The 24,375-nt window shown below is 68.5% G+C and carries 24 protein-coding genes and 4 tRNA genes; 22 read left to right on the top strand and 6 right to left on the bottom strand.

Annotated features, from left to right (window positions below):
* Nucleotides 1–55 precede the first annotated feature (55 nt).
* Complete coding sequence (htpX, locus tag KUM49_RS17215; RefSeq protein ID WP_217237725.1) at nt 56–919, top strand: zinc metalloprotease HtpX; 864 nt, start codon at nt 56–58, stop codon at nt 917–919.
* Nucleotides 916–1,308, top strand: a complete 393-nt coding sequence (locus KUM49_RS17210) for a YccF domain-containing protein (protein ID WP_217237724.1) — start codon at nt 916–918, stop codon at nt 1,306–1,308. The genes htpX and KUM49_RS17210 overlap by 4 nt, the downstream gene beginning before the upstream one ends.
* Before the next feature lie 261 nt (nt 1,309–1,569).
* Here the strand turns inward: KUM49_RS17210 and KUM49_RS17205 are convergent, their stop codons facing one another.
* Entirely contained in the window at nt 1,570–2,820 is a 1,251-nt protein-coding gene (locus tag KUM49_RS17205) for an APC family permease (protein WP_217237723.1), read from the bottom strand.
* A 176-nt stretch (nt 2,821–2,996) separates the two neighbouring features.
* Here KUM49_RS17205 and KUM49_RS17200 point away from each other — a divergent pair, with 176 nt between their 5' ends.
* Nucleotides 2,997–3,263: a GlsB/YeaQ/YmgE family stress response membrane protein gene (locus KUM49_RS17200; protein ID WP_217237722.1), complete on the top strand. Its 267-nt coding sequence runs from the start codon at nt 2,997–2,999 to the stop codon at nt 3,261–3,263.
* A 107-nt stretch (nt 3,264–3,370) separates the two neighbouring features.
* On the opposite strand, the gene KUM49_RS17195 is transcribed toward KUM49_RS17200, so the two are convergent.
* On the bottom strand, nt 3,371–3,859 hold the full coding sequence (locus KUM49_RS17195; protein ID WP_217237721.1) for a YajQ family cyclic di-GMP-binding protein: 489 nt from the start codon (nt 3,857–3,859) through the stop codon (nt 3,371–3,373).
* 234 nt (nt 3,860–4,093) lie between these two features.
* Between KUM49_RS17195 and KUM49_RS17190 the strand changes: the two genes are divergently transcribed.
* Nucleotides 4,094–4,175 (top strand) — tRNA-Tyr (locus KUM49_RS17190).
* A 207-nt stretch (nt 4,176–4,382) separates the two neighbouring features.
* Nucleotides 4,383–4,595 (top strand): hypothetical protein, encoded by a 213-nt coding sequence (locus KUM49_RS48350; protein WP_254401377.1) that lies wholly within the window; start codon nt 4,383–4,385, stop codon nt 4,593–4,595.
* A 261-nt stretch (nt 4,596–4,856) separates the two neighbouring features.
* Here the strand turns inward: KUM49_RS48350 and KUM49_RS17185 are convergent, their stop codons facing one another.
* Both KUM49_RS17185 and KUM49_RS17180 read right to left on the bottom strand, forming a co-directional pair.
* Nucleotides 4,857–5,513: an NAD(P)H-binding protein gene (locus tag KUM49_RS17185; protein ID WP_217237720.1), complete on the bottom strand. Its 657-nt coding sequence runs from the start codon at nt 5,511–5,513 to the stop codon at nt 4,857–4,859.
* 105 nt (nt 5,514–5,618) lie between these two features.
* Nucleotides 5,619–6,881, bottom strand: a complete 1,263-nt coding sequence (locus KUM49_RS17180; protein WP_217237719.1) for a hydrolase — start codon at nt 6,879–6,881, stop codon at nt 5,619–5,621.
* Nucleotides 6,882–7,142: 261 nt separating this feature from the next.
* On the opposite strand from KUM49_RS17180, the gene KUM49_RS17175 reads away from it, so the two are divergent.
* From KUM49_RS17175 to KUM49_RS17140, 8 genes are all read left to right on the top strand, one after another.
* Nucleotides 7,143–7,215: transfer RNA gene (locus KUM49_RS17175), tRNA-Thr, on the top strand.
* A 46-nt stretch (nt 7,216–7,261) separates the two neighbouring features.
* Nucleotides 7,262–7,334: transfer RNA gene (locus KUM49_RS17170), tRNA-Met, on the top strand.
* 96 nt (nt 7,335–7,430) lie between these two features.
* Nucleotides 7,431–7,595 carry a 50S ribosomal protein L33 gene (gene rpmG / locus KUM49_RS17165; RefSeq protein ID WP_003948671.1) on the top strand — a complete coding sequence of 55 codons (165 nt, stop codon included), beginning with the start codon at nt 7,431–7,433 and terminating at the stop codon, nt 7,593–7,595.
* 86 nt (nt 7,596–7,681) lie between these two features.
* The gene (locus KUM49_RS17160) at nt 7,682–8,134 is read left to right on the top strand and encodes a MaoC family dehydratase N-terminal domain-containing protein (protein ID WP_217237718.1); all 453 of its coding nucleotides are present in this window, start codon (nt 7,682–7,684) and stop codon (nt 8,132–8,134) included.
* A 4-nt stretch (nt 8,135–8,138) separates the two neighbouring features.
* Nucleotides 8,139–8,567, top strand: coding sequence for a MaoC family dehydratase (locus KUM49_RS17155; RefSeq protein WP_217237717.1), 429 nt, complete (start codon nt 8,139–8,141; stop codon nt 8,565–8,567).
* Nucleotides 8,568–8,711: 144 nt separating this feature from the next.
* Nucleotides 8,712–9,284: a TetR/AcrR family transcriptional regulator gene (locus tag KUM49_RS17150; RefSeq protein WP_217237716.1), complete on the top strand. Its 573-nt coding sequence runs from the start codon at nt 8,712–8,714 to the stop codon at nt 9,282–9,284.
* A gap of 95 nt (nt 9,285–9,379) precedes the next feature.
* A complete protein-coding gene (locus tag KUM49_RS17145) occupies nt 9,380–10,822 on the top strand; it encodes a DHA2 family efflux MFS transporter permease subunit (protein ID WP_217237715.1) in 1,443 nt (480 codons plus the stop codon).
* 460 nt (nt 10,823–11,282) lie between these two features.
* Entirely contained in the window at nt 11,283–12,338 is a 1,056-nt protein-coding gene (locus KUM49_RS17140) for a UDP-N-acetylmuramate dehydrogenase (RefSeq protein ID WP_217237714.1), read from the top strand.
* Between the two features lie 36 nt (nt 12,339–12,374).
* Here KUM49_RS17140 and KUM49_RS17135 read toward each other — a convergent pair whose 3' ends face one another.
* Complete coding sequence (locus KUM49_RS17135; protein WP_217237713.1) at nt 12,375–13,406, bottom strand: adenosine deaminase; 1,032 nt, start codon at nt 13,404–13,406, stop codon at nt 12,375–12,377.
* 125 nt (nt 13,407–13,531) lie between these two features.
* Nucleotides 13,532–14,758, bottom strand: coding sequence for a pyridoxal phosphate-dependent aminotransferase (locus tag KUM49_RS17130; protein WP_217237712.1), 1,227 nt, complete (start codon nt 14,756–14,758; stop codon nt 13,532–13,534).
* 286 nt (nt 14,759–15,044) lie between these two features.
* Between KUM49_RS17130 and KUM49_RS17125 the strand changes: the two genes are divergently transcribed.
* From KUM49_RS17125 to rpoB, 9 genes are all read left to right on the top strand, one after another.
* Nucleotides 15,045–15,117, top strand: a tRNA-Trp gene (locus tag KUM49_RS17125).
* A gap of 108 nt (nt 15,118–15,225) precedes the next feature.
* Entirely contained in the window at nt 15,226–15,513 is a 288-nt protein-coding gene (secE, locus tag KUM49_RS17120; RefSeq protein ID WP_217237711.1) for a preprotein translocase subunit SecE, read from the top strand.
* A 77-nt stretch (nt 15,514–15,590) separates the two neighbouring features.
* Entirely contained in the window at nt 15,591–16,487 is an 897-nt protein-coding gene (nusG, locus tag KUM49_RS17115; RefSeq protein WP_217237710.1) for a transcription termination/antitermination protein NusG, read from the top strand.
* A 181-nt stretch (nt 16,488–16,668) separates the two neighbouring features.
* Nucleotides 16,669–17,103: a 50S ribosomal protein L11 gene (gene rplK, locus KUM49_RS17110; RefSeq protein ID WP_020135826.1), complete on the top strand. Its 435-nt coding sequence runs from the start codon at nt 16,669–16,671 to the stop codon at nt 17,101–17,103.
* A gap of 76 nt (nt 17,104–17,179) precedes the next feature.
* Nucleotides 17,180–17,905, top strand: coding sequence for a 50S ribosomal protein L1 (gene rplA / locus KUM49_RS17105; RefSeq protein WP_217237709.1), 726 nt, complete (start codon nt 17,180–17,182; stop codon nt 17,903–17,905).
* Between the two features lie 120 nt (nt 17,906–18,025).
* The gene (locus KUM49_RS17100; protein ID WP_217237708.1) at nt 18,026–18,877 is read left to right on the top strand and encodes a hypothetical protein; all 852 of its coding nucleotides are present in this window, start codon (nt 18,026–18,028) and stop codon (nt 18,875–18,877) included.
* 320 nt (nt 18,878–19,197) lie between these two features.
* The gene (gene rplJ / locus KUM49_RS17095; RefSeq protein ID WP_217237707.1) at nt 19,198–19,728 is read left to right on the top strand and encodes a 50S ribosomal protein L10; all 531 of its coding nucleotides are present in this window, start codon (nt 19,198–19,200) and stop codon (nt 19,726–19,728) included.
* A 126-nt stretch (nt 19,729–19,854) separates the two neighbouring features.
* Entirely contained in the window at nt 19,855–20,238 is a 384-nt protein-coding gene (gene rplL / locus KUM49_RS17090) for a 50S ribosomal protein L7/L12 (protein WP_217237706.1), read from the top strand.
* A gap of 613 nt (nt 20,239–20,851) precedes the next feature.
* On the top strand, nt 20,852–24,337 hold the full coding sequence (gene rpoB, locus KUM49_RS17085) for a DNA-directed RNA polymerase subunit beta (RefSeq protein WP_217237705.1): 3,486 nt from the start codon (nt 20,852–20,854) through the stop codon (nt 24,335–24,337).
* Nucleotides 24,338–24,375 lie beyond the last annotated feature (38 nt).

Here is a 24,375-nt window from a genome sequence, read left to right as displayed (position 1 = left end):
TGACTGAGATCAGCAAGCAAAGGGTTCCCCTGCTGCACGACTTGGAGGGCGTACCGTGCACCGCCGGCACAACGGGCTCAGGACCGCAGTACTCCTCGGGGGGCTGTCCGCACTCATCATCGTCATCGGCAGCTTCTTCGGCCGAATGGGGCTCGTCGTAGCGGTCGTGATCGCCCTGGGGACCAACGCTTACGCGTACTGGAACAGCGACAAGCTGGCTCTACGCGCGATGCGCGCCCGCCCGGTCAGCGAGTTCGAGGCCCCCGGCCTCTACCGCATGGTCCGCGACCTCTCCACCCAGGCCCGCCAGCCCATGCCCCGCCTGTACATCTCCCCGACGGAGGCGCCCAACGCCTTCGCGACAGGCCGCAACCCGCGCAACGCCGCCGTGTGCTGCACGGAGGGCATCCTGAGCATCCTGGACGAGCGCGAGCTGCGTGGCGTCATCGGCCACGAACTCAGCCATGTCTACAACCGCGACATCCTGATCTCCTCGGTCGCCGGCGCCCTCGCCTCCGTGATCATGTTCCTGGTCAACTTCGCCTGGCTGATCCCGATCGGCCGCTCCAACGACGACGACGGCCCCGGCCTCCTCGGCATGCTGCTGATCATGATCCTGGGCCCGCTCGCGGCCAGTCTCATCCAACTGGCCATCAGCCGTTCCCGGGAGTACGAGGCCGACGCGTCCGGCGCCCAGCTCACCGGTGATCCCCTCGCCCTCGCCAGTGCCCTGCGCAAGCTCGAACTGGGCACCAAACAGCTCCCCTTGCCCCCTGAGCCCCGCATCGAGACCGCGAGCCACATGATGATCGCGAATCCCTTCCGCCCGGGCCAGGGACTCTCCAAGATGTTCTCGACACACCCGCCGATGGCAGAACGCATCGCCCGGCTCGAGAAGATGGCAGGTCGCCCCCAGTGAAAACCATCCTGAACGTCATATGGCTCGTCCTGAGCGGCTTCTGGCTGTTCCTCGCCTACGTGGCAGCGGGCCTGCTCCTGTGCATCACCATCATCGGCATCCCGTTCGGCCTAGCGGCCTTCCGCATCGGCGTCTACGCCCTCTGGCCCTTCGGCTACACCACGGTCGAGCGCCGCGACGCGGGTGCCCCCTCCTTCCTCGTCAACGTGCTCTGGCTGATCCTCGCCGGCTGGTGGCTGGCCATCGGCCACATCGTCACCGGCATAGCTCTGTGCGTCACGATCATCGGTATTCCGTTCGGCATCGCCAACTTCAAGCTGATCCCGGTCTCGCTGTTCCCGCTGGGCCGCGAAATCGTGCCGACCGACCAGCCGTTCGCGACCCGCTGACGGGCGGGACCGGGGGTCCCTCACTTCGCCGGCCGCCACATCACGACGCCCACCTGACCGCTGGTGCTCCACGGCCGGCTTCCGCGGCCGGGCTTCCACGCGGTCTCCGCGGCGGGGGTGGGTTTTCCACAGGCCGACGGTTGTCCACAGCCCCGCCCGATTGTCAGGGCGGCATCGCATGATGAACCCATGGCCGAGAGCGCCCGGTTGCCGACACGGGTGGGCGACCGCGAGTGCCGTCACACACTCCCCCTTCGGCCGCTACTGCCCGCGACCAGCCACCAGCCGCCGTACGCCGTACGCGACCGCCCCCACCGCCAGCACACCCGCCCCCACCACTACCGACATCCCCGGCAGCGCGAACGCCAGCACCACGCACCCGAGCAACCCCACCGACGGCACCACTCGCGCCATCGGAGCCGAACCCAGGGTCCAAGCCGACGCGTTGGCCACCGCGTAGTACGCCAGCACACCGAAGGAGGAGAACCCGATCGCGCCCCGCACGTCCACCGTGGCGGCCAGGACGGCGACCACCGCGCCCACGGCCAGTTCGGCCCGGTGCGGCACCTGGAAGCGCGGATGCACGGCGGCCAGCGCGCCGGGCAGATGCCGGTCCCGTGCCATGGCCAGCGTGGTCCGTGAGACACCCAGGATCAGAGCGAGCAGCGAACCCAGCGCGGCCACGGCGGCGCCCGCCCGCACCACCGGCACCAGCCCCGGCACCCCGGCCTCCCGTACCGCTTCGGCCAGTGGCGCGGCCGCGCGCCCGAGACCGTCCGCCCCCAGCACGGAAAGGACCGCCACCGCCACACACGCGTACACCACCAGCGTGATGCCCAGGGCCAGCGGGATCGCGCGGGGGATCGTGCGCGCCGGATCCCGCACCTCCTCGCCGAGGGTCGCGATCCGCGCGTACCCGGCGAACGCGAAGAACAGCAGACCGGCCGCCTGAAGCACGCCGCCCACCCCGCCCGACGCCCCGACGTCCAGCCGCCCGGCATCGGACGACCCGGATCCCAGACACACGACCACCACACAAGCGAGGACCGCCAGCACCACTGCCACGATCGCCCGCGTCAGCCAGGCCGACTTCTGGACCCCGCCGTAGTTCACCGCGGTCAGCGCCACCACGGCCGCGACCGCCACGGCGTGCGCCTGCCCCGGCCAGACGTACGTCCCCACCGTGAGCGCCATCGCCGCACAGGAAGCCGTCTTCCCGACCACGAACGACCAGCCCGCGAGATATCCCCAGAACGGTCCCAGTCGCTCGCGCCCGTACACGTACGTGCCGCCGGAGGCCGGATACAGGGCCGCCAAGCGAGCCGAGGAGGTGGCATTGCAGTAGGCGACCACGGCGGCGACCGCCAACCCGAGCATCAGACCGGACCCGGCCGCGTGCGCCGCGGGCCCCAGGGCGGCGAAGATGCCGGCGCCGATCATCGAGCCCAGCCCGATGACCACCGCGTCTTTCACCCCCAGCGTGCGCCGTAGCTCGGCTCCGGAACGTGTCATGTGCCGCACCCTACTGATCTCTGCAACCGCCGGGCACAGCGGCGACGTCCTCTTCACCAACACGGCATGAACCCGCGCGGCGAGCGGTATGCCCAGGTCCGCGAGCACAGCCTGCCGCGATGGAAGTCACAGCGCGGGGACAGCGCGGGCACAGAACGGAAGGGCAGGTTCACGGCATGGGCATCATCAGCTGGATCATCCTCGGTCTCCTGGCCGGAGCCATCGCCAAATTCCTGCTGCCGGGCCGCGACCCGGGCGGCTTCATCGGCACGACCCTCATCGGCATCGCGGGCGCGTTCATCGGCGGCTGGATATCGGCCCGCTGGCTCGACCACCCGGTCGCCAAGGACTTCTACGACGGTGCGACCTGGGCGGCGGCGATCGGCGGCTCGCTCGTTCTCCTTGTCGGCTACCGCCTCCTGTTCGGCAACTCGCGCGACTGAGCGCGACGAACCCACCGGACCGCAGCCAGCAGGCGAGAAGGGTGGGCACCCGCCGGGAAACCGCCGGGTGCCCACCCTTCCTCGTACGGAGCAGTGTGCTCGTCCGCCTACCGGTAGTTCACGAACTGCAACGCGAAGTCGAAGTCCTTGCCCTTCAGGAGGGCGATGATGGCCTGCAGGTCGTCGCGGCTCTTCGAGCTGACCCGCAGTTCGTCACCCTGCACCTGGGCCTTCGCGCCCTTCGGACCCTCGTCACGGATGATCTTCGCCACCTTCTTCGCGTTCTCCTGGGAGATGCCCTCCTCGATCGACGCGAAGATCTTGTACTCCTTGCCGGAGAGCTGGGGCTCGCCCGCGTCCAGCGCCTTCAGCGAGATCCCCCGCTTGATCAGCTTGGACTGGAAGACGTCGAGGACAGCCTTCACGCGGTCCTCGGAGTTCGCCTCCATCAGGATCTTGTCACCGGACCACGAGATCGAGGCACCCACGCCCTTGAAGTCGTAGCGCTGCGAGATCTCCTTGGCGGCCTGGTTGAGGGCGTTGTCGACCTCCTGCCGCTCGACCTTCGAGACGATGTCGAAACTGGAGTCGGCCATGTCCTGTGGCTCCTTGTATCGAGGGTGCGTATCGAGTGCGTACGTGCGTATCGGCGTACGTGGGGGCGGGCGCCGAGCCCGGTGTGGTCCCGGGCCGCATCCGGACAAGCCTAGCCACCCCCCGACCCCCGAGCGCAGATCAATCGGGTGGCGAAGCACCCCTCGGTATCGGGTATTGTTTACGTCGTTGCCACGGAGTACCGCCGAAAAGCGGATCGAAGGGCAGCAATCCCCGGCGGTGTGCCCGAGCGGCCAAAGGGAGCAGACTGTAAATCTGCCGGCTCAGCCTACCCAGGTTCGAACCCTGGCGCCGCCACATGGGAAGCAAGGGCCCGTGACCTGCGAATCAGCAGGTCACGGGCCCTTGGTCATGTCCGCTGCCGCTCAGCGGGAGGTCGTGCGGGACCGGCGCGTCACCGCGGCTGCGGGGACGGGGACGCGTTCCGCGCCGACGGCGTGTTCGCTGACCGGGACCCATGGTCGGCAGAGCCGGTGAGGAGCCGGGGCGGGGCACACTGATCCCATGTCCACCCGCCGCAGGCACTGCCCCGAATGCCGTCGCGAGATCGCAGTCGTCGCCGGACGCTTCGCCCGGCACGACCCGCCCGGCGCACGCGAGAGCGGCGAGCTCGTCTCCTGCCCGGGATCTCGGCGACATGCGGAACTCGGAGCCGCACAACCCACGTTGGACGGGTACGCAGTCCCCGTCTTCCCCGGGCAGCTGCCCCTGTTCTAGAAGTTCGAGACGTTCTGGATGCTCGAGGCGGCCGCCACCGCCTCGCCGTCCTCCTCGAGCCGCAGCCTTCCAGCGTACGAGGGGTGCCCGGCCGCCAACTGCCGTGCTCACTGGTCGCGGGCCCCGTCCGGCATGTTCGGCCAGTCCAGGTCCGGAGCCACGCACCGCGCGAGGAAGACGTCACGCTCGTCCGTCGAGACGACCTCGAACATCTGCCGCAGCAGCGCCTCCCGCGCCGCCGGACTCCCGAGGGCGCCACCCTCAGTTTCCGGCCACCGACTTCACCGCCACCGACACCGGCGAGGACCCACTGATCAGCTCCAGGACCAGCCCGGCCGTCGCCCGCGTGTCCACCAACTCCGCCAGTACGGCCGCCACGTCGTCCCGCGGCACCGCGCCCCGGCCGGTGTGCGCCTCCAGCCGTACGAGCCCGGTACCGGCGTCGTTCGTCAGCGAACCGGGGCGCAGGATCGTCCAGTCCAGGGCGTCCAGGCCACTCACGTACGCGTCCGCCTCGCCCTTGGCGCGTTGATAGACGTCGAAGACCTCGTCGCCCTCGTGCGCCGGATCCGCGCCCATCGACGACACGACCACGAAACGCCGTACGCCCGCCCGGACCGCCGCGTCCGCGAACAACACCGCCGCACCCTTGTCCACCGAGTCCTTGCGGGCCACCCCGCTGCCCGGGCCCGCGCCCGCCGCGAAGACCGCCGCGTCCGCACCCTGCAGATGCGCCGCGACCTCCTCGACCGAGGCCGACTCCAGGTCCAGCAGGACCGGTTCGGCCCCGGCCTCCCGCAGGTCGCTGCCCTGTTCGGCACGGCGGATGATCCCCGCGACCTCGTCTCCGCGCGCGGCGAGCAGTCGCTCCAGCCGCAGCGCGATCTGACCATGACCACCAGCGATGACAATGCGCATGCTTCCGACCGTACGCCCGCACAGCCGCATCCGCCGAACGACTCCGGCCACACGTCAGGAACCCACTCGCACACCCACGGGCCGCACGCCGCCCCGCCCGTGCTCCTACGACAACTCCTCGCGCCCCTGCCGAGGAAGCCCCAACTCCGCGGTAGCTGCCGTGTTGCAGTACTCCCGCACCGCGCTGGTCCGCGCCACCACGCGCCCCCGGTGCACCACGATCCGGCTGTACGCGAGTGAGAGCGCCCCCGCCAGCCGGTCACCGCGTACCGCGAGCAACTCGGCCGGAAAGCCCGCCTCCACGCGTACCTCCGGCAGTCCCAAGACCGCCCGGGCCTGCCCGCTCACCGCGTCGTACGCCTCCTCGGGACGCAGGCCGTAGCGCGAGGCCAGCAGGTAGGCCGCCTCCAGGGGGTCGCCGCGCCCCACGGGGTTCGAGACGTCCCTCATGGCACCGCTGCCGGCCGCCACCCGCACTCCGGCCGCCCGCAGCAGCCGTACCGGCGCCGCGCCCCGCCGTTCGACGCCCCCGCAGCCGCCCTGCGGCAGGCACACCACCGCAACTCCGGCCGCGGCGAGTTGATCGGCGGTCCGGGACGCCACCTCGGCGGGCAGGTGATCCAGGCCGCCGCACGGCGCGAGGGTCACCCCGGGGCGCAGTCCGCCGGCCATGGCCGCGAGCCGGGACAGGCGGGCCGGGTCGGTGGCGTCGGTGTGCAGGTCGACGGGGCAGCCGTGTTCGGAGGCGACGTCCAGGACCGCCTGCACATACCCCGTCGGATCAGGGTCGAGATCCGGACAACCGCCCACCACGGACGCGCCCATCTTCACCGCGTCCCGCAGCATCGCGAGTCCGTCGGCCCCGGCCACCCCGGTCAGCACCCTCGGCATCGCCACGGTCGTCAGCTCGGCGAGCCCGCGCAGCGCACGCCGCGCCTGGAGTACGGCGGTCAGCGCACCGAGCCCTTGGACGTCCCCCACGCGCACGTGTGCCCGCAGCGCGGTCGCCCCGTGCCCGAGTTGCAGCAGGGCGGCCTCCGTGGCCCGGCGCTGGACGTCCTGGGTGTCGTACGAGACCGGTCCCTCGCCGTCGGCCGAAAGGGCGGTGTCGCCATGGGCGTGCGGTTCGGCCGGGGCCGGCAGGAGGAGATAGCCACCGAGGTCCACGCGCACGCCACGCGCGCGTGCCCCGCCCGCCGCGAGGCTGCCGACCGTCCCGACCGCCTCGATGCGCCCACCGCCCAGCCGTACGTCCACGGTCCGGCCGTCGGTGAGCCGCGCGCCGCACAACAGGAGGGACGTCCCCTCGAACTGCCCGGACGACGAACCGGACGACGAAGGGGGCGGCTGCGGCTGGCTGTCGGGCATCGCGCTCCAGTGGCTCGGGGGTGCGGGGCTCGGGGGCTGCGGAGGACGGGGGCGGGTGAGGTTGCAAGATCACGCAGAGTGAGTCGAGCCTAGGGTGACGACCTGCTCACAACGGGGAGGAGCGCAATAGTCGTACCGGTGTGGTCCGTCGTACCGGAGAGGCCTCCGGGACCCGTGGGAGAACCCCGGATCAGGGCTGGACGGGAGCCACGAAACGGATTTGGGTGAACGGCGGCCTAGCGTGTAATGTCTTCATCGCTCGCCCCAATAGCTCAGTCGGTAGAGCGTCTCCATGGTAAGGAGAAGGTCTACGGTTCGATTCCGTATTGGGGCTCTGGTGTGAGAGGTTCCCGTCGCAAGGCGGGGGCCAATCGCATCGCAGCGGTGTAGCTCAGTCGGTAGAGCAAGCGGCTCATAATCGCTGTGTCACCGGTTCAAGTCCGGTCACCGCTACTGACAGTAGCCGATTGCGGGGTCGGTCCTTCGATCGGCTACTCTTCTATGCGTTAATGCGTTCATCGTCCCATCCGTTCGTCAAGGAGCACTCCTGTGGCTGCCACCGACGTCCGCCCGAAGATCACGCTGGCCTGCGTGGAGTGCAAGGAGCGGAACTACATCACCAAGAAGAACCGGCGTAACAACCCGGACCGACTGGAGATGAAGAAGCACTGCCCGCGTTGCAATGCGCACACCGCGCACCGCGAAACGCGATAAATCAGGCTCGTACGTGAGGCCGCCCCCGCAGTCTGGGGGCGGCCTCACGTCGTTTCCGTTCAGCAGACATCAGGAGGTGCCGAGCCATGGCGCTCGACCAGTCCTTCGTGGGGCGGAGCTACCCGCCCACCGACCCGTATGAAGTGGGCCGGGAGAAGATCCGTGAGTTCGCGGAGGCAGTGGGGGACGCCAACCCGGCGTACACGGACCCGGATGCCGCCAAGGCGCTCGGCCATCCCGATGTGATCGCTCCGCCGACCTTCGTCTTCTCGATCACCTTCAAGGCGGCGGGACAGGTCGTCCAGGACCCGCAGCTCGGCCTCGACTACAGCCGGGTGGTGCATGGCGACCAGAAGTTCGTCTACGTGCGTCCCGTGCGCGCCGGAGACCGGCTCACGGTCACCTCGACCATCGAGGCGATCAAGTCCATGGCGGGCAACGACATCCTGGACATCCGCGGTGAGGTCCACGACGAGGCCGGCGAGCACGTCGTGACCGCCTGGACCAAGCTCGTGGCCCGTGCGGCCGAGGAGGCGTGAGCAGATGACCGCCAACATCACGTACAGCGACGTCGAGGTCGGCACCGAGCTGCCCGCCCAGACCTTCTCCGTGACCCGCGCCACCCTCGTCCAGTACGCGGGAGCCTCCGGCGACTTCAACCCGATCCACTGGAACGAGAAGTTCGCCAAAGAGGTAGGCCTCCCGGACGTCATCGCGCACGGCATGTTCACCATGGCCGAAGCGATCCGCGTGGTCACCGACTGGACCGGCGACCCGGGCTCGGTCGTCGAGTACGGCGTCCGCTTCACCAAGCCGGTCGTCGTCCCGAACGACGACCAGGGCGCCACCATCGAGGTCAGCGGCAAGGTCGCCGCCAAGCTCGACGACAACACGGTCCGCGTCGACCTCACCGCGACCAGCGCCGGCCTGAAGGTGCTGGGGATGTCGCGGGCGGTCGTACGACTGGCCTGACGCCGGAGCCATTGGTCCGGAGTGATTGGTAAGGGGCGTTCCCCATGGCGGGGCGCCCCTTACTCATGGGCAATGGGGGCCAGCCGGAGTGCACCGGTCGGCCCGCCCCTTGCGTAGTTAGTGATTGAGTACTAACTTTCTCGCATGGTCAGGATGAGCGCAGAAGAGAGGCGCGAGAGTGTCATCCGCGCGGCGACTGCCGAGTTCGCCCGTGGCGGGTACCACGGCACGTCGACCGAGGCGATCGCCAAGCGGGTCGGTGTCTCGCAGCCGTACCTCTTCCGGCTCTTCCCGGGCAAGAAAGCGATGTTCCTCGCGGCGGCCGAGCGGTGCGTGGAGGACACCATCAGCACCTTCGAAGAGGCCGCCAAGGGGCTCGAGGGCGAAGAGGCCCTGCAAGCCATGGGAAACGCGTACACCAAGGTCATCGCGGAGCAGCCCGAGCGGCTGATGATGCAGATGCAGATGTACGTCGCCGTGGCCGCCGCCGAGGAGGCCGGTGAGCACGAGTTCGGCGAGGCGGTGCGGTCCGGCTGGATGCGGCTGTGGGACACCGTCCATCTGCCCCTCGGCGCTGACGTCAACGAGACGACGACCTTCCTGGCGAACGGAATGCTCATCAACTGCCTGGTGGCCATGGGCTTCCCGCCCGAGCACCGGGTCTGGGAAGGGCTCTGTCCGCCGGATCGGCTCGAGGGCCGACAGGAGCAGCAGTAAGTAAAGCCGAAAAGGCCTTGAGGTGTGCTTTCCTGCGGCCCAAAAGTTAGTAATCAATAACTAATCGAACTTGACGATCACTCTCTGGGGGAGCGATGTCACGGCAGACAGCACGTCGCGGAGGGGCCGTCTGGGCCCTGGTCATCACCAGCGTCGCCGGGTTCATGGCGGCTCTCGACAACCTCGTCGTCACCACCGCCCTGCCCTCCATCCGGGAGGATCTCGGGGGAGCGCTGGACGACCTCGAATGGACCGTGAGCGCCTACACGCTCACCTTCGCCGTCTTTCTGATGTTCGGCGCGGCGCTCGGCGACCGCTTCGGCCGTCGCCGGCTCTTCATCATCGGCACCGCAGTCTTCACCGCGGCGTCCGCCGCCGCGGCCATGGCGCCCGGCATCGACTCCCTCATCGCGGCCCGCGCGGTCCAGGGCGTAGGCGCGGCGATCATGATGCCGCTGACGCTCACCCTCCTCACGGCAGCCGTGCCCGCCGCCAAGCGCGGAATGGCGTACGGCATCTGGGGCGCCGTCAACGGCCTCGCCGTGGCCTCCGGCCCGCTCATCGGCGGCAGCCTCACCGAACACATCTCCTGGCAGTGGATCTTCTGGCTGAACGTGCCGCTGGGCATAGCCCTCCTTCCGCTCGCCCGCCTCCGCCTCGCCGAGTCCTTCGGCACCGGCGCCCGGCTCGACATCGTCGGCACCCTGCTCGCCAGCGGCGGCCTCTTCGGGATCGTCTACGGCCTCGTCCGCAGCCCGGTCGACGGATGGACCAGCCCTCTCGTTCTGATCGGCCTGTTCGCGGGTACCGCGATGCTCGCCGGCTTCGTGCACCACGGCATCCACAACAAGAACCCCATGCTGCCCATGCGGCTGTTCCGGAACCGCGCCTTCACCGGCATCAACGCCGCGAGCCTGCTGATGTTCCTCGGGATGTTCGGCTCGATCTTCCTGCTCAGTCAGTACATGCAGGGCGTGCTCGGCTACTCGCCCACCGAGGCCGGCCTGCGCATGCTGCCCTGGACCGGTATGCCGATGCTCGTCGCCCCGATCGCCGGGATCCTCTCCGACCGCATCGGCGGCCGCCCTGTCGTCGCCGCCGGCCTCTTCCTCCAGGCCGCCGGTCTCGCCTGGATGGCCACCGTGGTCACCGCGGACGCCTCCTACACGATCCAGTTGCCCGGCCTGATCATCAGCGGCATCGGCATGGCGCTGTACTTCGCCCCCGCCGCCAACCTGGTGATGTCCAGCGTCAGCGCCCACGAACAGGGCATAGCCTCCGGCGCCAACAACGCCCTGCGCGAGGTCGGGGGCGCGCTCGGCATCGCGGTCATGGCGTCGATCTTCGCGGCGCAGGGTGGCTACGAGAGCGGGCAGGCCTTCGTGGACGGGCTGCGGCCGGCGCTGGTGACGGGGGCGGCGGTCGTGGCTGTCGCCGGGCTCGCGGCGCTGCTCATCCCGGCACGGCGGGGGGCGGTTCGGACAGCGAAGCCGGCTCCGGCCGAGCCGGCGCAGGTCCTTGAGACCACCGGTTCCTGACCGGATGGCGGCGCCGGGTGCGGGCCAACGGGGCACTCTCCGTTCCCCAGGCACCCGGCGCCGATGCGGGCGTCTGCTGGGGGGCTCCGCCCCCAAACCCCCGGTCCTGTGCCCACCCACCGCCCGTCTCGGTGGGTCGAGAGGCGGACGTCCCTGGGGGCTCCGCCCCCGACCCCCAGTCCTGTGCCCACCCACCGCCCGTCTCGGTCGGCCGAGAGGCGGACCTCGCCCGGCCGCCACCGGCGCCACTAGGTGGGCGCTCCCGCAGTCGCGTACGGCGGCAAGGGGACGTGTCGGGGGGGCGTCCGCCCGCAGCGGTTGGCGCGTCAACACCGGCACCTCGGTAGGTAACCGATTCCGCGCCGTTCCGAGGACGGATACCCCCGACACGGCCCCGACCCCCCAGCAGGCATCCGCACCGCGCCCGAAGCGGTCAGCCCCGTCTCGTAGTCTGGGGCGCGTGCAGGAACTCCACGACGCCCCCCTCGCCCCGCTGACCACCTTCCGGCTCGGCGGCCCCGCGACCCGCCTGGTCACCGCGACGACCGACGCCGAGGTGATCGCGGCCGTCCGCGAGGCCGACGACAGCGGCACGCCCCTGCTGCTCATCGGCGGCGGATCGAACCTGGTCATCGGAGACAACGGCTTCGCGGGCACCGCGCTCGTCATCGCCACCAAGGGCTTCGCCCTCGACGGCACCGGCCTGGAGCTGGCCGCCGGCGAGGTGTGGACCGACGCCGTCGCCCGCACCGTGGACGCCGGACTCGCCGGCATCGAGTGCCTGGCCGGCATCCCCGGCTCGGCGGGCGCGACCCCCATCCAGAACGTGGGGGCGTACGGCCAGGAGGTCTCCTCGACGATCACCGAGGTGACCGCCTACGACCGGATCGCCCGCGAGACGGTCGTGATCCCGAACGCCGACTGCGCCTTCTCGTACCGCCACAGCCGCTTCAAGGCCACCCCGGAGCGCTACGTCGTCCTGCGCGTCCGTTTCGAGCTGGAGGACGCGGACGGACTGTCCGCTCCTCTCAAGTACGCCGAGACCGCCCGCGCCCTCGGCGTGGAACCCGGCGACCGTGTGCCGCTCGCCGACGCCCGCGAGACGGTGCTGAAGCTGCGCTCCGGCAAGGGCATGGTCCTGGACCCGGAGGATCACGACACCTGGTCGGCCGGCTCCTTCTTCACCAACCCGATCCTCACCGAGGAGGAGTTCGCGGCCTTCCACGCGCGCGTGCGTGAGCGGCTGGGCGAGGGCGTGGCGCCGCCCTCGTACCCGGCGGGTGAGGGCCGTACCAAGACCTCCGCGGCCTGGCTGATCGACAAGGCGGGCTTCACCAAGGGCTACGGCACCGGACCCGCCCGCATCTCCACCAAGCACACCCTCGCCCTCACCAACCGCGGCGCGGCGACCACCGAGGACCTCCTCGCGCTCGCCCGCGAGGTGGTCACCGGCGTCCGTGACGCCTTCGGGGTGACGCTGGTCAACGAGCCTGTGACAGTCGGCGTCAGCCTGTAAAGCCGACCCCGGCCCCGGCCCCGACCCAGGCGGTCCTCAAGCCGCCAGCCAGTCGTCCACCCCCGCCAGCAGCTTCGCCTTCGTGTCCTCGGGGGCGGCCGAGCCACGGATCGACTGTCGGGCCAGCTCCGCCAGCTCCAGGTCCGTGAAGGCATGGTGCCGGCGGGCGATCTCGTACTGGGCGGCCAGACGGGAGCCGAAGAGAAGCGGATCGTCGGCACCCAGCGCCATCGGCACACCCGCCTCGAACAAGGTCCGCAGCGGCACGTCCTCGGGCTTCTCGTACACACCCAGCGCCACATTCGACGCCGGACAGACCTCACACGTCACGCCGCGCTCCGCGAGCCGCTTCAGCAGGCGCGGATCCTCCGCCGCCCGGACCCCGTGTCCGAGCCGGTTCGCGTGCAGGTCGTCGAGGCAGTCCCGTACCGAGTACGGCCCCGTCAGCTCGCCGCCGTGCGGCGCCGACAGCAGGCCGCCCCCCCGCGCGATGGCGAAGGCGCGGTCGAAGTCCCTGGCCAGCCCCCGGCGCTCGTCGTTCGACAGTCCGAAGCCGACGACGCCCCGGTCCGCGTACCGCACAGCCAGGCGGGCCAGCGTGCGCGCGTCCAGCGGGTGCTTCATACGGTTCGCGGCGACCAGGACCCGCATGCCGAGGCCCGTCTCGCGCGATGTCGTCTCCACCGCGTCCAGGATGACTTCCAGCGCCGGGATCAGACCGCCCAGGCGCGGGGCGTACGACGTCGGGTCGACCTGGATCTCCAGCCAGCCGGAGCCGTCCTTCAGATCCTCCTCCGCGGCCTCCCGCACCAGGCGCCGGATGTCCTCGGGCTCTCTGAGGCACGAGCGCGCCGCGTCGTACAGGCGCTGGAAGCGGAACCAGCCCCGTTCGTCCGTCGCCCGCAGCTGCGGCGGTTCCCCGCTGGTCAGGGCTTCGCTGAGCACCTCGGGCAGGCGCACGCCGTACTTGTCGGCCAGTTCCAGCACGGTGCCGGGCCGCATAGAACCGGTGAAGTGCAGGTGCAGATGGGCTTTGGGCAGCTCAGAGACATCACGTACACGCTCCATTCCAGGATCCTGCCGTACGTCCCTGCCGTCCCGGTAGCGCTTTCCCCTTTAGTGGTCTTGCTCGCACAAACAAACACAGGGCGGTCACCCACGGAGATCCGTAGGTGACCGCCCTGTGACGGAACTCAGTCCCGGGCCTCGGCCAGGAGCTTCTGGATCCGCGAGACACCCTCGACGAGGTCCTCGTCCCCCAGGGCGTACGACAGCCGCAGATAGCCCGGCGTGCCGAAGGCCTCGCCCGGAACGACCGCGACCTCGGCCTCCTCCAGGATCAGCGCGGCCAGCGCGACCGTGTCCTGCGGGCGCTTGCCGCGGATCTCCTTGCCGAGCAGACCCTTCACCGACGGGTACGCGTAGAAGGCGCCCTCGGGCTCGGGGCAGACGACGCCGTCGATCTCGTTGAGCATCCGCACGATGGTCTTGCGACGGCGGTCGAAGGCCTCCCGCATCGTCGCGACGGCGTCCAAGTTGCCGGACACGGCAGCCAGCGCCGCCACCTGAGCCACGTTCGACACGTTGGACGTGGCATGCGACTGGAGGTTCGTCGCAGCCTTCACGACGTCCTTCGGGCCGATGATCCAGCCGACCCGCCAGCCCGTCATGGCGTAGGTCTTGGCGACGCCGTTGACGACGATGCACTTGTCCCGCAGCTCCGGCAGGATCGCGGGCAGCGACGTGAACTTCGCGTCGCCGTAGACCAGGTGCTCGTAGATCTCGTCCGTCATCACCCACAGGCCGTGCTCGACGGCCCAGCGGCCGATCGCCTCGGCGTCCTCGGCGCTGTAGACCGCGCCGGTCGGGTTGGAGGGGGACACGAAGAGGACGACCTTCGTCCTGTCCGTGCGGGCGGCCTCCAGCTGCTCCACGCTGACGCGGTAGCCGGTCGTCTCGTCCGCGACGACGTCGACGGGGACACCGCCGGCCAACCGGATCGACTCCGGGTACGTCGTCCAGTACGGCGCCGGGACGATGACCTCGTCGCCCGGGTCGAGGATCGCGGCGAAGGCTTCGTAGATGGCCTGCTTTCCGCCGTTGGTGACGAGGATCTGCGCCGGGTCGACCTCGTAGTTCGAGTCGCGCAGCGTCTTCGCGGCGATCGCGGCCTTCAGCTCGGGAAGACCACCGGCCGGCGTGTAGCGGTGGTACTTGGGGTTCTTGCAGGCCTCGACGGCCGCCTCGACGATGTAGTCCGGGGTCGGGAAGTCGGGCTCACCGGCGCCGAAGCCGATCACCGGCCGACCGGCCGCCTTCAGGGCCTTGGCCTTGGCGTCCACGGCGAGAGTGGCGGACTCGGAGATCGCGCCGACTCGGGCGGAGACCCGGCGCTCGGTGGGAGGGGTTGCAGGGCTCATGGGGCCCATCGTTTCAGACCGGAAACGACCCCGGCACGCGGGTTTCACAGACTGAACATGTGCGGGCAAACCCCTGGACACCCATCCTGATCCCCGCCACGGCCAGGGCGATCTTCAGTCGATCTTCCGCCGTTCTTCCCGCGGCAGGGCTCTTACGGGCGCTTTCTGTTCGACGAGGACGCACAGAACACGTACACTCTCACCTCGTTGGCCCTCAGCAGCCTGCGCTCAACCGGTGCACACCGAGCACTCGGTCGGATGCGGTACGTTGTTGGGGAACACGCAAAGGGTCGTAGCTCAATTGGTAGAGCACTGGTCTCCAAAACCAGCGGTTGGGGGTTCAAGTCCCTCCGGCCCTGCTACACACTCCTTCGCCAGGATGTGTGCGCATGTACGTACAGCAATGCACCGCCGTGCGGCTCAGACCGGGCGCGGCACGGCCACGACCCGGAATCAGGTGAGGACGAGTGACGGACGCCGTGGGCTCCATCGACATGCCTGATGCCCAGGACGAGGCGCCGGAGTCCCAGAAGAAGACTCGTAAGGGCGGAAAGCGTGCCAAGAAGGGCCCGCTGAAGCGTCTCGCTCTCTTCTACCGCCAGATTGTCGCTGAGCTTCGCAAGGTCGTATGGCCTACGCGCAACCAGCTGACGACGTACACGACCGTTGTGATCGTCTTCGTCGTTATTATGATCGGCTTGGTCACCCTGATCGACTATGGACTCGACAACGCCGCCAAGTACGTCTTTGGCTGAGCCAAGAGCGAAGGGCGCCGTCACCGGCGCCCCTTTCGCGTGTTCCACCCCCATGTATCCAGGAAGAAGCAGCCACCGTGTCTGACCCGAACCTGAACGAGGCCGTCGAGCCGGACCAGTCCGTGGATGACGAACTCGACATCGTCGAGGGCGCGGACGAGGCAGACGAGCTCGAGGCTGCGGAAGCCGAACTGGGTGAGCCCGCCGAGGAAGCCGCCGTAAACGTCGAGGACGATTCCGCTGAGGACGAGACCGCCGAGGCTGCCGAGTCAGTCGAGGACGAGTCCGCCGAGGACGCCGAGGACGAGGCCGTCGCGGAAGAGGAAGAGGACGTCGAGGAGGAGCCGGCCGAGCCGGTCGACCCCGTCGCCGCCCTGCGCGAGGAACTGCGCACCCTCCCCGGCGAGTGGTACGTCATCCACACGTACGCCGGTTACGAGAACCGCGTGAAGACCAACCTCGAGCAGCGTGCCGTCTCGCTGAACGTCGAGGACTTCATCTTCCAGGCCGAGGTGCCCCAGGAAGAAGTCGCGCAGATCAAGAACGGCGAGCGCAAGACCGTCCGTCAGAACAAGCTCCCCGGCTACGTCCTGGTGCGCATGGACCTGACGAACGAGTCCTGGGGTGTCGTCCGCAACACCCCCGGCGTCACCGGCTTCGTGGGCAACGCCTACGACCCGTACCCGCTGACCCTGGACGAGATCGTCAAGATGCTCGCCCCGGAGGCCGAGGAGAAGGCCGCCCGCGAGGCCGCCGAGGCCGAGGGCAAGCCCGCTCCGCAGCGCAAGGTCGAGGTCCAGGTGCTGGACTTCGAGGTCGGCGACTCGGTCACCGTCACCGACGGCCCGTTCGCCACGCTGCAGGCGACCATCAACGAGATCAACCCCGACTCGAAGAAGGTCAAGGGTCTCGTCGAGATCTTCGGCCGCGAGACGCCGGTCGAGCTGTCGTTCGACCAGATCCAGAAGAACTAGTTCTCCACTGGTTCCGTTCTGGACCCACCGCGTCCGAGCAGGTCAGAAGGGCTGTCAAAAGCCCGTCTGACCTGCTCGGTTTTTGGCCGCACATCTATACCCGTTATCGTTGTGCGGTATGCCTTCATCTGGGACGCGACCCGGGTGGGGGTAGACCCGAATCGAAAGGACCCGGAGAGCAATGCCTCCCAAGAAGAAGAAGGTCACGGGGCTCATCAAGCTCCAGATCCAGGCCGGTGCCGCCAACCCGGCTCCGCCGGTCGGCCCCGCGCTGGGTCAGCACGGCGTCAACATCATGGAGTTCTGCAAGGCGTACAACGCCGCGACCGAGTCGCAGCGTGGCTGGGTGATCCCGGTGGAGATCACGGTCTACGAGGACCGTTCCTTCACCTTCATCACCAAGACGCCGCCGGCCGCCAAGATGATTCTCAAGGCCGCGGGCATCGAGAAGGGCTCCGGCGAGCCGCACAAGACCAAGGTCGCCAAGATCACCCAGGCGCAGGTCCGCGAGATCGCCACGACCAAGCTCCCCGACCTCAACGCCAACGACCTGGACGCCGCCGCGAAGATCATCGCCGGTACCGCGCGTTCCATGGGCGTCACGGTCGAGGGCTGAGCCCCAACCTCCCAGCAGTAGTGGCAGGGCCTGCTCGGCCCGCACCACGACTCCTCAAGAACCCTCAGGAGCAGTAGTGAGCAAGCGCAGCAAGTCTCTCCGCGCTGCGGACGCCAAGATCGACCGGGACAAGTTCTACGCCCCGCTCGAGGCCGTCCGTCTCGCCAAGGAGACCTCCACCAGCAAGTTCGACGGCACCGTCGAGGTCGCCTTCCGCCTGGGTGTCGACCCGCGCAAGGCCGACCAGATGGTCCGTGGCACCGTGAACCTCCCGCACGGCACCGGTAAGACCGCCCGGGTCCTGGTCTTCGCGACCGGTGACCGTGCCGAGGCCGCTCGTGCCGCGGGCGCCGACATCGTCGGCGCCGACGAGCTCATCGACGAGGTGTCGAAGGGCCGTCTGGACTTCGACGCCGTCGTCGCCACCCCTGACCTCATGGGCAAGGTCGGCCGCCTGGGCCGCGTGCTCGGTCCCCGTGGTCTCATGCCGAACCCCAAGACCGGCACCGTCACGCCGGACGTGGTCAAGGCCGTCACCGAGATCAAGGGCGGCAAGATCGAGTTCCGCGTCGACAAGCACTCGAACCTGCACTTCATCATCGGCAAGGTGTCGTTCGACGACACCAAGCTGGTGGAGAACTACGGCGCGGCCCTGGACGAGATCCTTCGTCTGAAGCCGTCCGCCGCCAAGGGCCGCTACATCAAGAAGGCCGCGCTGAGCACCACGATCGGCCCCGGCATTCCGCTCGACCCGAACCGCACCCGCAACCTCCTCGTCGAGGAGGACCCGGCGTCGGTCTGAGTCTGACGACTCGCCCTGTCGGCGAAGGGCCCCGCACCTGCACGGTGCGGGGCCCTTTCCTGTGTCCGGGGGTCGTGTCCTGGGTTAGCGTGCGGACACGGCAATGGCACAGGGGGACGTATGAAGTGCACGAAGGGGCGCCGCGTCGCCCTCGCGGTCGCGTCGGCGACCGTGCTGACCGCGTGTACGTCCTCCGAGCCCTCCGAGCAGCCCGGGAAGGACCGTCGGGCGACCTCCGAGTTCCTCCCGGCCCTGCGGGCCGCCGAGCGGTCCACCGACCGGGCCGAGTCGGCCAGGGTGCGCTCCACGACGGTCATGGGCAGCCAGCTGTCCATCGAGTCCGACGGTGCCCTCGACTGGGGCAGCGCGCTCACCGGCACCCTGACCATCACGTACACCGGCGGCACGACGGCCGAGACGATGCGCGGGCTCGGCATCACGTCGATGGAGGCCCGCTATCTGTCCGACGCCTACTACGCGCGGATGGGCGACGCGTTCGCCGCGAAGGCCGGCGGCAAGCACTGGCTCAAGTACGTGTACGAGGACCTCGAGACTCTCGGCGGCGGGGGCGCGAACTTCGCGGACCAGATACGCAACACCACGCCGAACCAGTCGGTGAAGCTGCTCCTGGACTCCGCGGACGTGCGCAGGGTCGGCGTGGAGACGGTGAGCGGACAGGCCGCCACGCACTACTCCGGCACGGTCCGGGTGAGTGACGTCGCCGACGCGGAGCTGAGAAAGCAGCTCGAACAGGCCGGCGTTACCACGCAGACCGTCGACATCTGGGTCGGCGACCACGACCTGCTGGTCAAGAAGGTCGAGAAGGCCCGGATGGCCACCGGCGAGCTGACCCAGACCGCCTACTACAGCGACTACGGCACGCGGGTCTCCGTACGCAAGCCTCCGGCCGCCGACACCAAGGACTTCAAGGAGCTGCTGGGGGAGCAGGGCGGCGACAGCCCGGCCCCTTGAGCCCGGCCATTGAGCCTTGACCGCGTCGAGAGCCGAGCCCCGTACGAGCGGATTTGCTCGACGGCGATCCGGTCGCGTACTCTCCTGGAGAAGCCAAAGACCGCTGGTCGTTGCCGTGTGCTCGTAAGAGGGTGCGGTGACCGAAGGATCCGCTGAACTGCGGACGACCCGCGCAGGTGAATGTGGATGTACTCCCGGAGCTCGCTGCTCACGCTGCGAAAGTCCGGTGGAGCTACGCCCCGTGCGCCTGCGCCGGGGCGTTTCGTTTGTCCCAGCCCCTTCTGAGCGGTCCTCATCACCCGGAAGGAGGCCGACGCTCTATGGCAAGGCCCGACAAGGCTGCCGCGGTGGCCGAGCTCGCGGAGCAGTTCCGCAGCTCGAATGCTGCCGTGCTGACCGAGTACCGGGGTCTCACCGTGGCGCAGCTCAAGACGCTGCGTCGTTCGCTCGGTGAGAACGCCCAGTACGCCGTGGTGAAGAACACGCTGACCAAGATTGCGGCCAACGAGGCCGGCATCTCGACGCTCGACGACCTGTTCAACGGTCCGACGGCGGTCGCCTTCGTCACCGGTGACCCGGTGGAGTCGGCGAAGGGTCTTCGTGACTTCGCCAAGGACAACCCGAACCTCGTCATCAAGGGCGGTGTCCTTGACGGCAAGGTGCTGTCCGCCGACGAGATCAAGAAGCTTGCGGACCTCGAGTCCCGCGAGGTTCTGCTCTCCAAGCTGGCGGGTGCCTTCAAGGGCAAGCAGACTCAGGCTGCTCAGGTCTTCCAGGCGCTCCCGTCGAAGCTCGTCCGCACCGTGGACGCTCTTCGTGCCAAGCAGGACGAGCAGGGCGGTGCCGAGTAATTCGGCTCGCGAAATGACCGCCGCCTGAGGCAGCCCGCCTGAAGCAGCGGTCGTAGCGGGCCGAACGTACGCCCGCCATACATGTACATCCCGGCACCAGCCGAAAAAGTGGAAGGATCGCCCCTCATGGCGAAGCTCAGCCAGGAAGACCTGCTCGCGCAGTTCGAAGAGATGACCCTCATCGAGCTCTCCGAGTTCGTGAAGGCGTTCGAGGAGAAGTTCGACGTCACCGCCGCCGCCGCGGTCGCCGTTGCCGGCCCGGCCGGCCCGGCCGCCCCGGCCGAGGCTGCCGAGGAGCAGGACGAGTTCGACGTCGTCCTCACCGGCGCCGGCGAGAAGAAGATCCAGGTCATCAAGGTCGTGCGTGAGCTGACCTCCCTGGGCCTCAAGGAGGCCAAGGACCTCGTGGACGGCGCCCCGAAGCCCGTCCTCGAGAAGGTCGCCAAGGAGGCCGCCGAGAAGGCTGCCGAGTCCCTCAAGGCCGCCGGCGCCTCCGTCGAGGTCAAGTGACCCCAGAGAGTCCACGGGACTCTCCTGCTAGCTGACACGGTCCCTCTGGGAGGGCTGTAACGCTGACGCACCGAAGAGCGATCATCCATCCGGGTGGTCGCTCTTCGGCGTTCCGGGGAGCCGGGCGCGACTGCCTTGCACCGACGTTCGTGCGGAGTATGGTGATCTTCGTCGTGTCTCCGGGCGCCCCCGGTGCAGGCTGCACGTGACGAGCGCAGCATCCGGTTCGGGCAAGGAGGGCCTTGACGAACCGCACGCAGCGCGCAATTCTCAGGACGCGTCGTCACAAGGATCCGAATCCGAGGCATGGATCGGCGACGAAGAGGGCAGTATCAACGTGCGTTGAGGACGTGGGCTTGCCGAAGGTGTTGAGAACAACGAGGGTCTCAAAAACCCGAGCTGGACATCAGTGTGCCAAGTGGCTACACTGACCCTTTGCGCTGCCTGTTAGCTGCCTCCTGCCCGTCACCAGGGGCATACCCTCACTTGAGCACCGACCAACAGACAGAATCCGACCTGGCTCTCTGAGCCGGTGAAGGAAATGTCTGTCTCTGTGTCCGGGAGAGGGACCGGTACGCGCGTAGTGAGTCCGAGCCCTCGGAAGGACCCCCTCTTGGCCGCCTCGCGCACTGCCTCGACCGCGAATACGAACAACGGCGCCAGCACCGCCCCGCTGCGCATCTCCTTTGCAAAGATCAAGGAGCCCCTCGAGGTTCCGAACCTTCTTGCGCTGCAAACCGAGAGCTTCGACTGGCTGCTCGGCAACGACGCGTGGAAGGCTCGTGTCGAGGCGGCTCTGGAGTCCGGTCAGGACGTCCCCACCAAGTCCGGTCTGGAGGAGATCTTCGAGGAGATCTCTCCGATCGAGGATTTCTCCGGGTCGATGTCGCTGACGTTCCGCGACCACCGTTTCGAGCCTCCCAAGAACAGCATCGACGAGTGCAAGGACCGCGACTTCACGTACGCGGCCCCGCTCTTCGTCACCGCCGAGTTCACCAACAACGAGACCGGCGAGATCAAGTCCCAGACGGTCTTCATGGGCGACTTCCCGCTCATGACCGGCAAGGGCACCTTCGTCATCAACGGCACCGAGCGTGTCGTGGTGTCGCAGCTGGTCCGCTCGCCCGGCGTCTACTTCGACTCCTCCATCGACAAGACGTCCGACAAGGACATCTTCTCCGCCAAGATCATCCCGTCCCGGGGTGCCTGGCTGGAGATGGAGATCGACAAGCGCGACATGGTCGGTGTGCGCATCGACCGCAAGCGCAAGCAGTCCGTCACCGTCCTGCTCAAGGCTCTCGGCTGGACCACCGAGCAGATCCTCGAGGAGTTCGGCGAGTACGAGTCCATGCGCGCCACCCTGGAGAAGGACCACACCCAGGGCCAGGACGACGCGCTGCTCGACATCTACCGCAAGCTGCGTCCGGGCGAGCCCCCGACGCGTGAGGCCGCGCAGACCCTGCTCGAGAACCTCTACTTCAACCCCAAGCGCTACGACCTGGCCAAGGTCGGCCGCTACAAGGTCAACAAGAAGCTGGGTGGGGACGCTCCGCTGAACGCGGGTGTCCTGACCGTCGAGGACGTCATCTCGACGATCAAGTACCTGGTGAAGCTGCACGCCGGCGAGACCGAGACGGCCACTGACAACGGCACGACGATCGTCGTCGAGACCGACGACATCGACCACTTCGGCAACCGTCGTCTGCGCAGCGTCGGCGAGCTCATCCAGAACCAGGTCCGTACGGGTCTGGCGCGTATGGAGCGAGTCGTCCGCGAGCGCATGACGACCCAGGACGTCGAGGCGATCACGCCGCAGACCCTGATCAACATCCGGCCGGTCGTCGCCTCCATCAAGGAGTTCTTCGGCACCAGCCAGCTGTCGCAGTTCATGGACCAGAACAACCCGCTGTCGGGTCTCACCCACAAGCGCCGTCTGTCGGCGCTCGGCCCGGGTGGTCTCTCCCGTGAGCGGGCCGGCTTCGAGGTCCGTGACGTGCACCCGTCCCACTACGGCCGCATGTGCCCGATCGAGACGCCTGAAGGCCCGAACATCGGTCTGATCGGCTCGCTCGCCTCCTACGGCCGCGTCAACGCGTTCGGTTTCGTGGAGACGCCGTACCGCCGGGTCACCGACGGTGTCGTCACCGACGAGGTCGACTACCTGACGGCCGACGAAGAGGACCGATTCGTCATCGCGCAGGCCAACGCCACGCTCAATGACGACATGCGTTTCACCGAGAACCGCGTCCTGGTCCGCCGTCGTGGCGGCGAGGTCGACTACGTCCCCGGTGACGACGTGGACTACATGGACGTCTCGCCGCGCCAGATGGTGTCGGTCGCGACCGCCATGATCCCGTTCCTCGAGCACGACGACGCCAACCGTGCCCTCATGGGCGCGAACATGATGCGTCAGGCCGTGCCGCTCATCAAGTCCGAGTCCCCGCTCGTCGGCACCGGCATGGAGTACCGCTCCGCGGTCGACGCCGGCGACGTGGTCAAGGCCGAGAAGGCGGGTGTGGTCCAGGAGGTCTCCGCGGACTACATCACCACCGCCAACGACGACGGCACGTACATCACGTACCGCCTGGCCAAGTTCGCCCGTTCCAACCAGGGCACCTCGGTCAACCAGAAGGTCATCGTCAACGAGGGCGACCGGATCATCGACGGCCAGGTCCTGGCCGACGGTCCGGCCACCGAGAACGGCGAGATGGCGCTGGGCAAGAACCTGCTCGTGGCGTTCATGCCGTGGGAGGGTCACAACTACGAGGACGCGATCATCCTGTCGCAGCGCCTCGTGCAGGACGACGTCCTCTCCTCGATCCACATCGAGGAGCACGAGGTCGACGCCCGTGACACCAAGCTCGGCCCGGAGGAGATCACCCGGGACATCCCGAACGTCTCCGAGGAGGTCCTCGCCGACCTCGACGAGCGCGGCATCATCCGTATCGGTGCCGAGGTCGTCGCCGGCGACATCCTGGTCGGCAAGGTCACGCCCAAGGGCGAGACCGAGCTGACCCCGGAGGAGCGCCTGCTCCGTGCGATCTTCGGTGAGAAGGCGCGCGAGGTGCGCGACACCTCGCTGAAGGTGCCGCACGGCGAGATCGGCAAGGTCATCGGCGTCCGCGTCTTCGACCGTGAGGAAGGCGACGAGCTGCCGCCGGGCGTGAACCAGCTGGTTCGTGTCTACGTGGCGCAGAAGCGCAAGATCACGGACGGTGACAAGCTCGCCGGCCGTCACGGCAACAAGGGCGTCATCTCCAAGATCCTGCCCATCGAGGACATGCCGTTCCTCGAGGACGGGACCCCGGTCGACATCATCCTGAACCCGCTGGGTGTGCCGTCCCGAATGAACCCGGGACAGGTGCTGGAGATCCACCTCGGATGGCTCGCCAGCCGCGGCTGGGACGTCTCCGGCCTCGGTGAGGACTGGGCGAAGCGCCTGCAGGTCATCGGCGCCGACCAGGTCGACCCGGGCACGAACGTCGCCACCCCCGTCTTCGACGGTGCGCGTGAGGACGAGCTCGCGGGTCTGCTGCAGCACACCATCCCGAACCGCGACGGCGAGCGCATGGTGCAGCCGACCGGTAAGGCGAGGATGTTCGACGGCCGCTCCGGCGAGCCGTTCCCGGAGCCGATCTCGGTCGGTTACATGTACATCCTCAAGCTCCACCACCTGGTCGACGACAAGCTGCACGCCCGGTCGACCGGTCCGTACTCGATGATCACCCAGCAGCCGCTGGGTGGTAAGGCCCAGTTCGGTGGCCAGCGCTTCGGTGAGATGGAGGTGTGGGCGCTGGAGGCTTATGGCGCCGCGTACGCACTCCAGGAGCTGCTGACCATCAAGTCCGACGACGTCACCGGCCGCGTGAAGGTCTACGAGGCCATCGTCAAGGGCGAGAACATTCCCGAGCCCGGCATCCCCGAGTCCTTCAAGGTGCTCATCAAGGAGATGCAGTCCCTGTGCCTCAACGTGGAGGTGCTGTCCTCGGACGGCATGTCCATCGAGATGCGCGACACCGACGAGGACGTCTTCCGCGCTGCGGAGGAGCTTGGCATCGACCTGTCCCGGCGTGAGCCGAGCAGCGTCGAAGAGGTCTGACGGGAGTTCGGAGGCCTTCGCCATGAAGGCCTCCGGCC

Origin of the sequence: Streptomyces sp. AC555_RSS877, assembly GCF_019049245.1 — a bacterium.
In the GTDB taxonomy this organism is placed as follows: Bacteria; Actinomycetota; Actinomycetes; order Streptomycetales; family Streptomycetaceae; genus Streptomyces.
Note: the sequence above shows the minus strand (reverse complement) of the source record. Positions and strands in the feature narration are given on the sequence as shown.

Bases quoted from the DNA above. Each gene is read 5' to 3' on its own strand.
- KUM49_RS17205 (WP_217237723.1), bottom strand. From the start codon at position 2,820: ATGACACGTTCCGGAGCCGAGCTACGGCGCACGCTGGGGGTGAAAGAC.
- KUM49_RS48350 (WP_254401377.1), top strand. From the start codon at position 4,383: ATGTCCACCCGCCGCAGGCACTGCCCCGAATGCCGTCGCGAGATCGCA.
- KUM49_RS17160 (WP_217237718.1), top strand. From the start codon at position 7,682: ATGGCGCTCGACCAGTCCTTCGTGGGGCGGAGCTACCCGCCCACCGAC.
- KUM49_RS17130 (WP_217237712.1), bottom strand. From the start codon at position 14,758: ATGAGCCCTGCAACCCCTCCCACCGAGCGCCGGGTCTCCGCCCGAGTC.
- rplL (WP_217237706.1), top strand. From the start codon at position 19,855: ATGGCGAAGCTCAGCCAGGAAGACCTGCTCGCGCAGTTCGAAGAGATG.
- rplJ (WP_217237707.1), top strand. From the start codon at position 19,198: ATGGCAAGGCCCGACAAGGCTGCCGCGGTGGCCGAGCTCGCGGAGCAG.
- KUM49_RS17180 (WP_217237719.1), bottom strand. From the start codon at position 6,881: ATGCCCGACAGCCAGCCGCAGCCGCCCCCTTCGTCGTCCGGTTCGTCG.
- KUM49_RS17195 (WP_217237721.1), bottom strand. From the start codon at position 3,859: ATGGCCGACTCCAGTTTCGACATCGTCTCGAAGGTCGAGCGGCAGGAG.
- KUM49_RS17155 (WP_217237717.1), top strand. From the start codon at position 8,139: ATGACCGCCAACATCACGTACAGCGACGTCGAGGTCGGCACCGAGCTG.
- rplK (WP_020135826.1), top strand. From the start codon at position 16,669: ATGCCTCCCAAGAAGAAGAAGGTCACGGGGCTCATCAAGCTCCAGATC.
- KUM49_RS17145 (WP_217237715.1), top strand. From the start codon at position 9,380: ATGTCACGGCAGACAGCACGTCGCGGAGGGGCCGTCTGGGCCCTGGTC.
- KUM49_RS17200 (WP_217237722.1), top strand. From the start codon at position 2,997: ATGGGCATCATCAGCTGGATCATCCTCGGTCTCCTGGCCGGAGCCATC.
- KUM49_RS17185 (WP_217237720.1), bottom strand. From the start codon at position 5,513: ATGCGCATTGTCATCGCTGGTGGTCATGGTCAGATCGCGCTGCGGCTG.
- KUM49_RS17150 (WP_217237716.1), top strand. From the start codon at position 8,712: ATGGTCAGGATGAGCGCAGAAGAGAGGCGCGAGAGTGTCATCCGCGCG.
- KUM49_RS17135 (WP_217237713.1), bottom strand. From the start codon at position 13,406: ATGGAGCGTGTACGTGATGTCTCTGAGCTGCCCAAAGCCCATCTGCAC.
- KUM49_RS17100 (WP_217237708.1), top strand. From the start codon at position 18,026: ATGAAGTGCACGAAGGGGCGCCGCGTCGCCCTCGCGGTCGCGTCGGCG.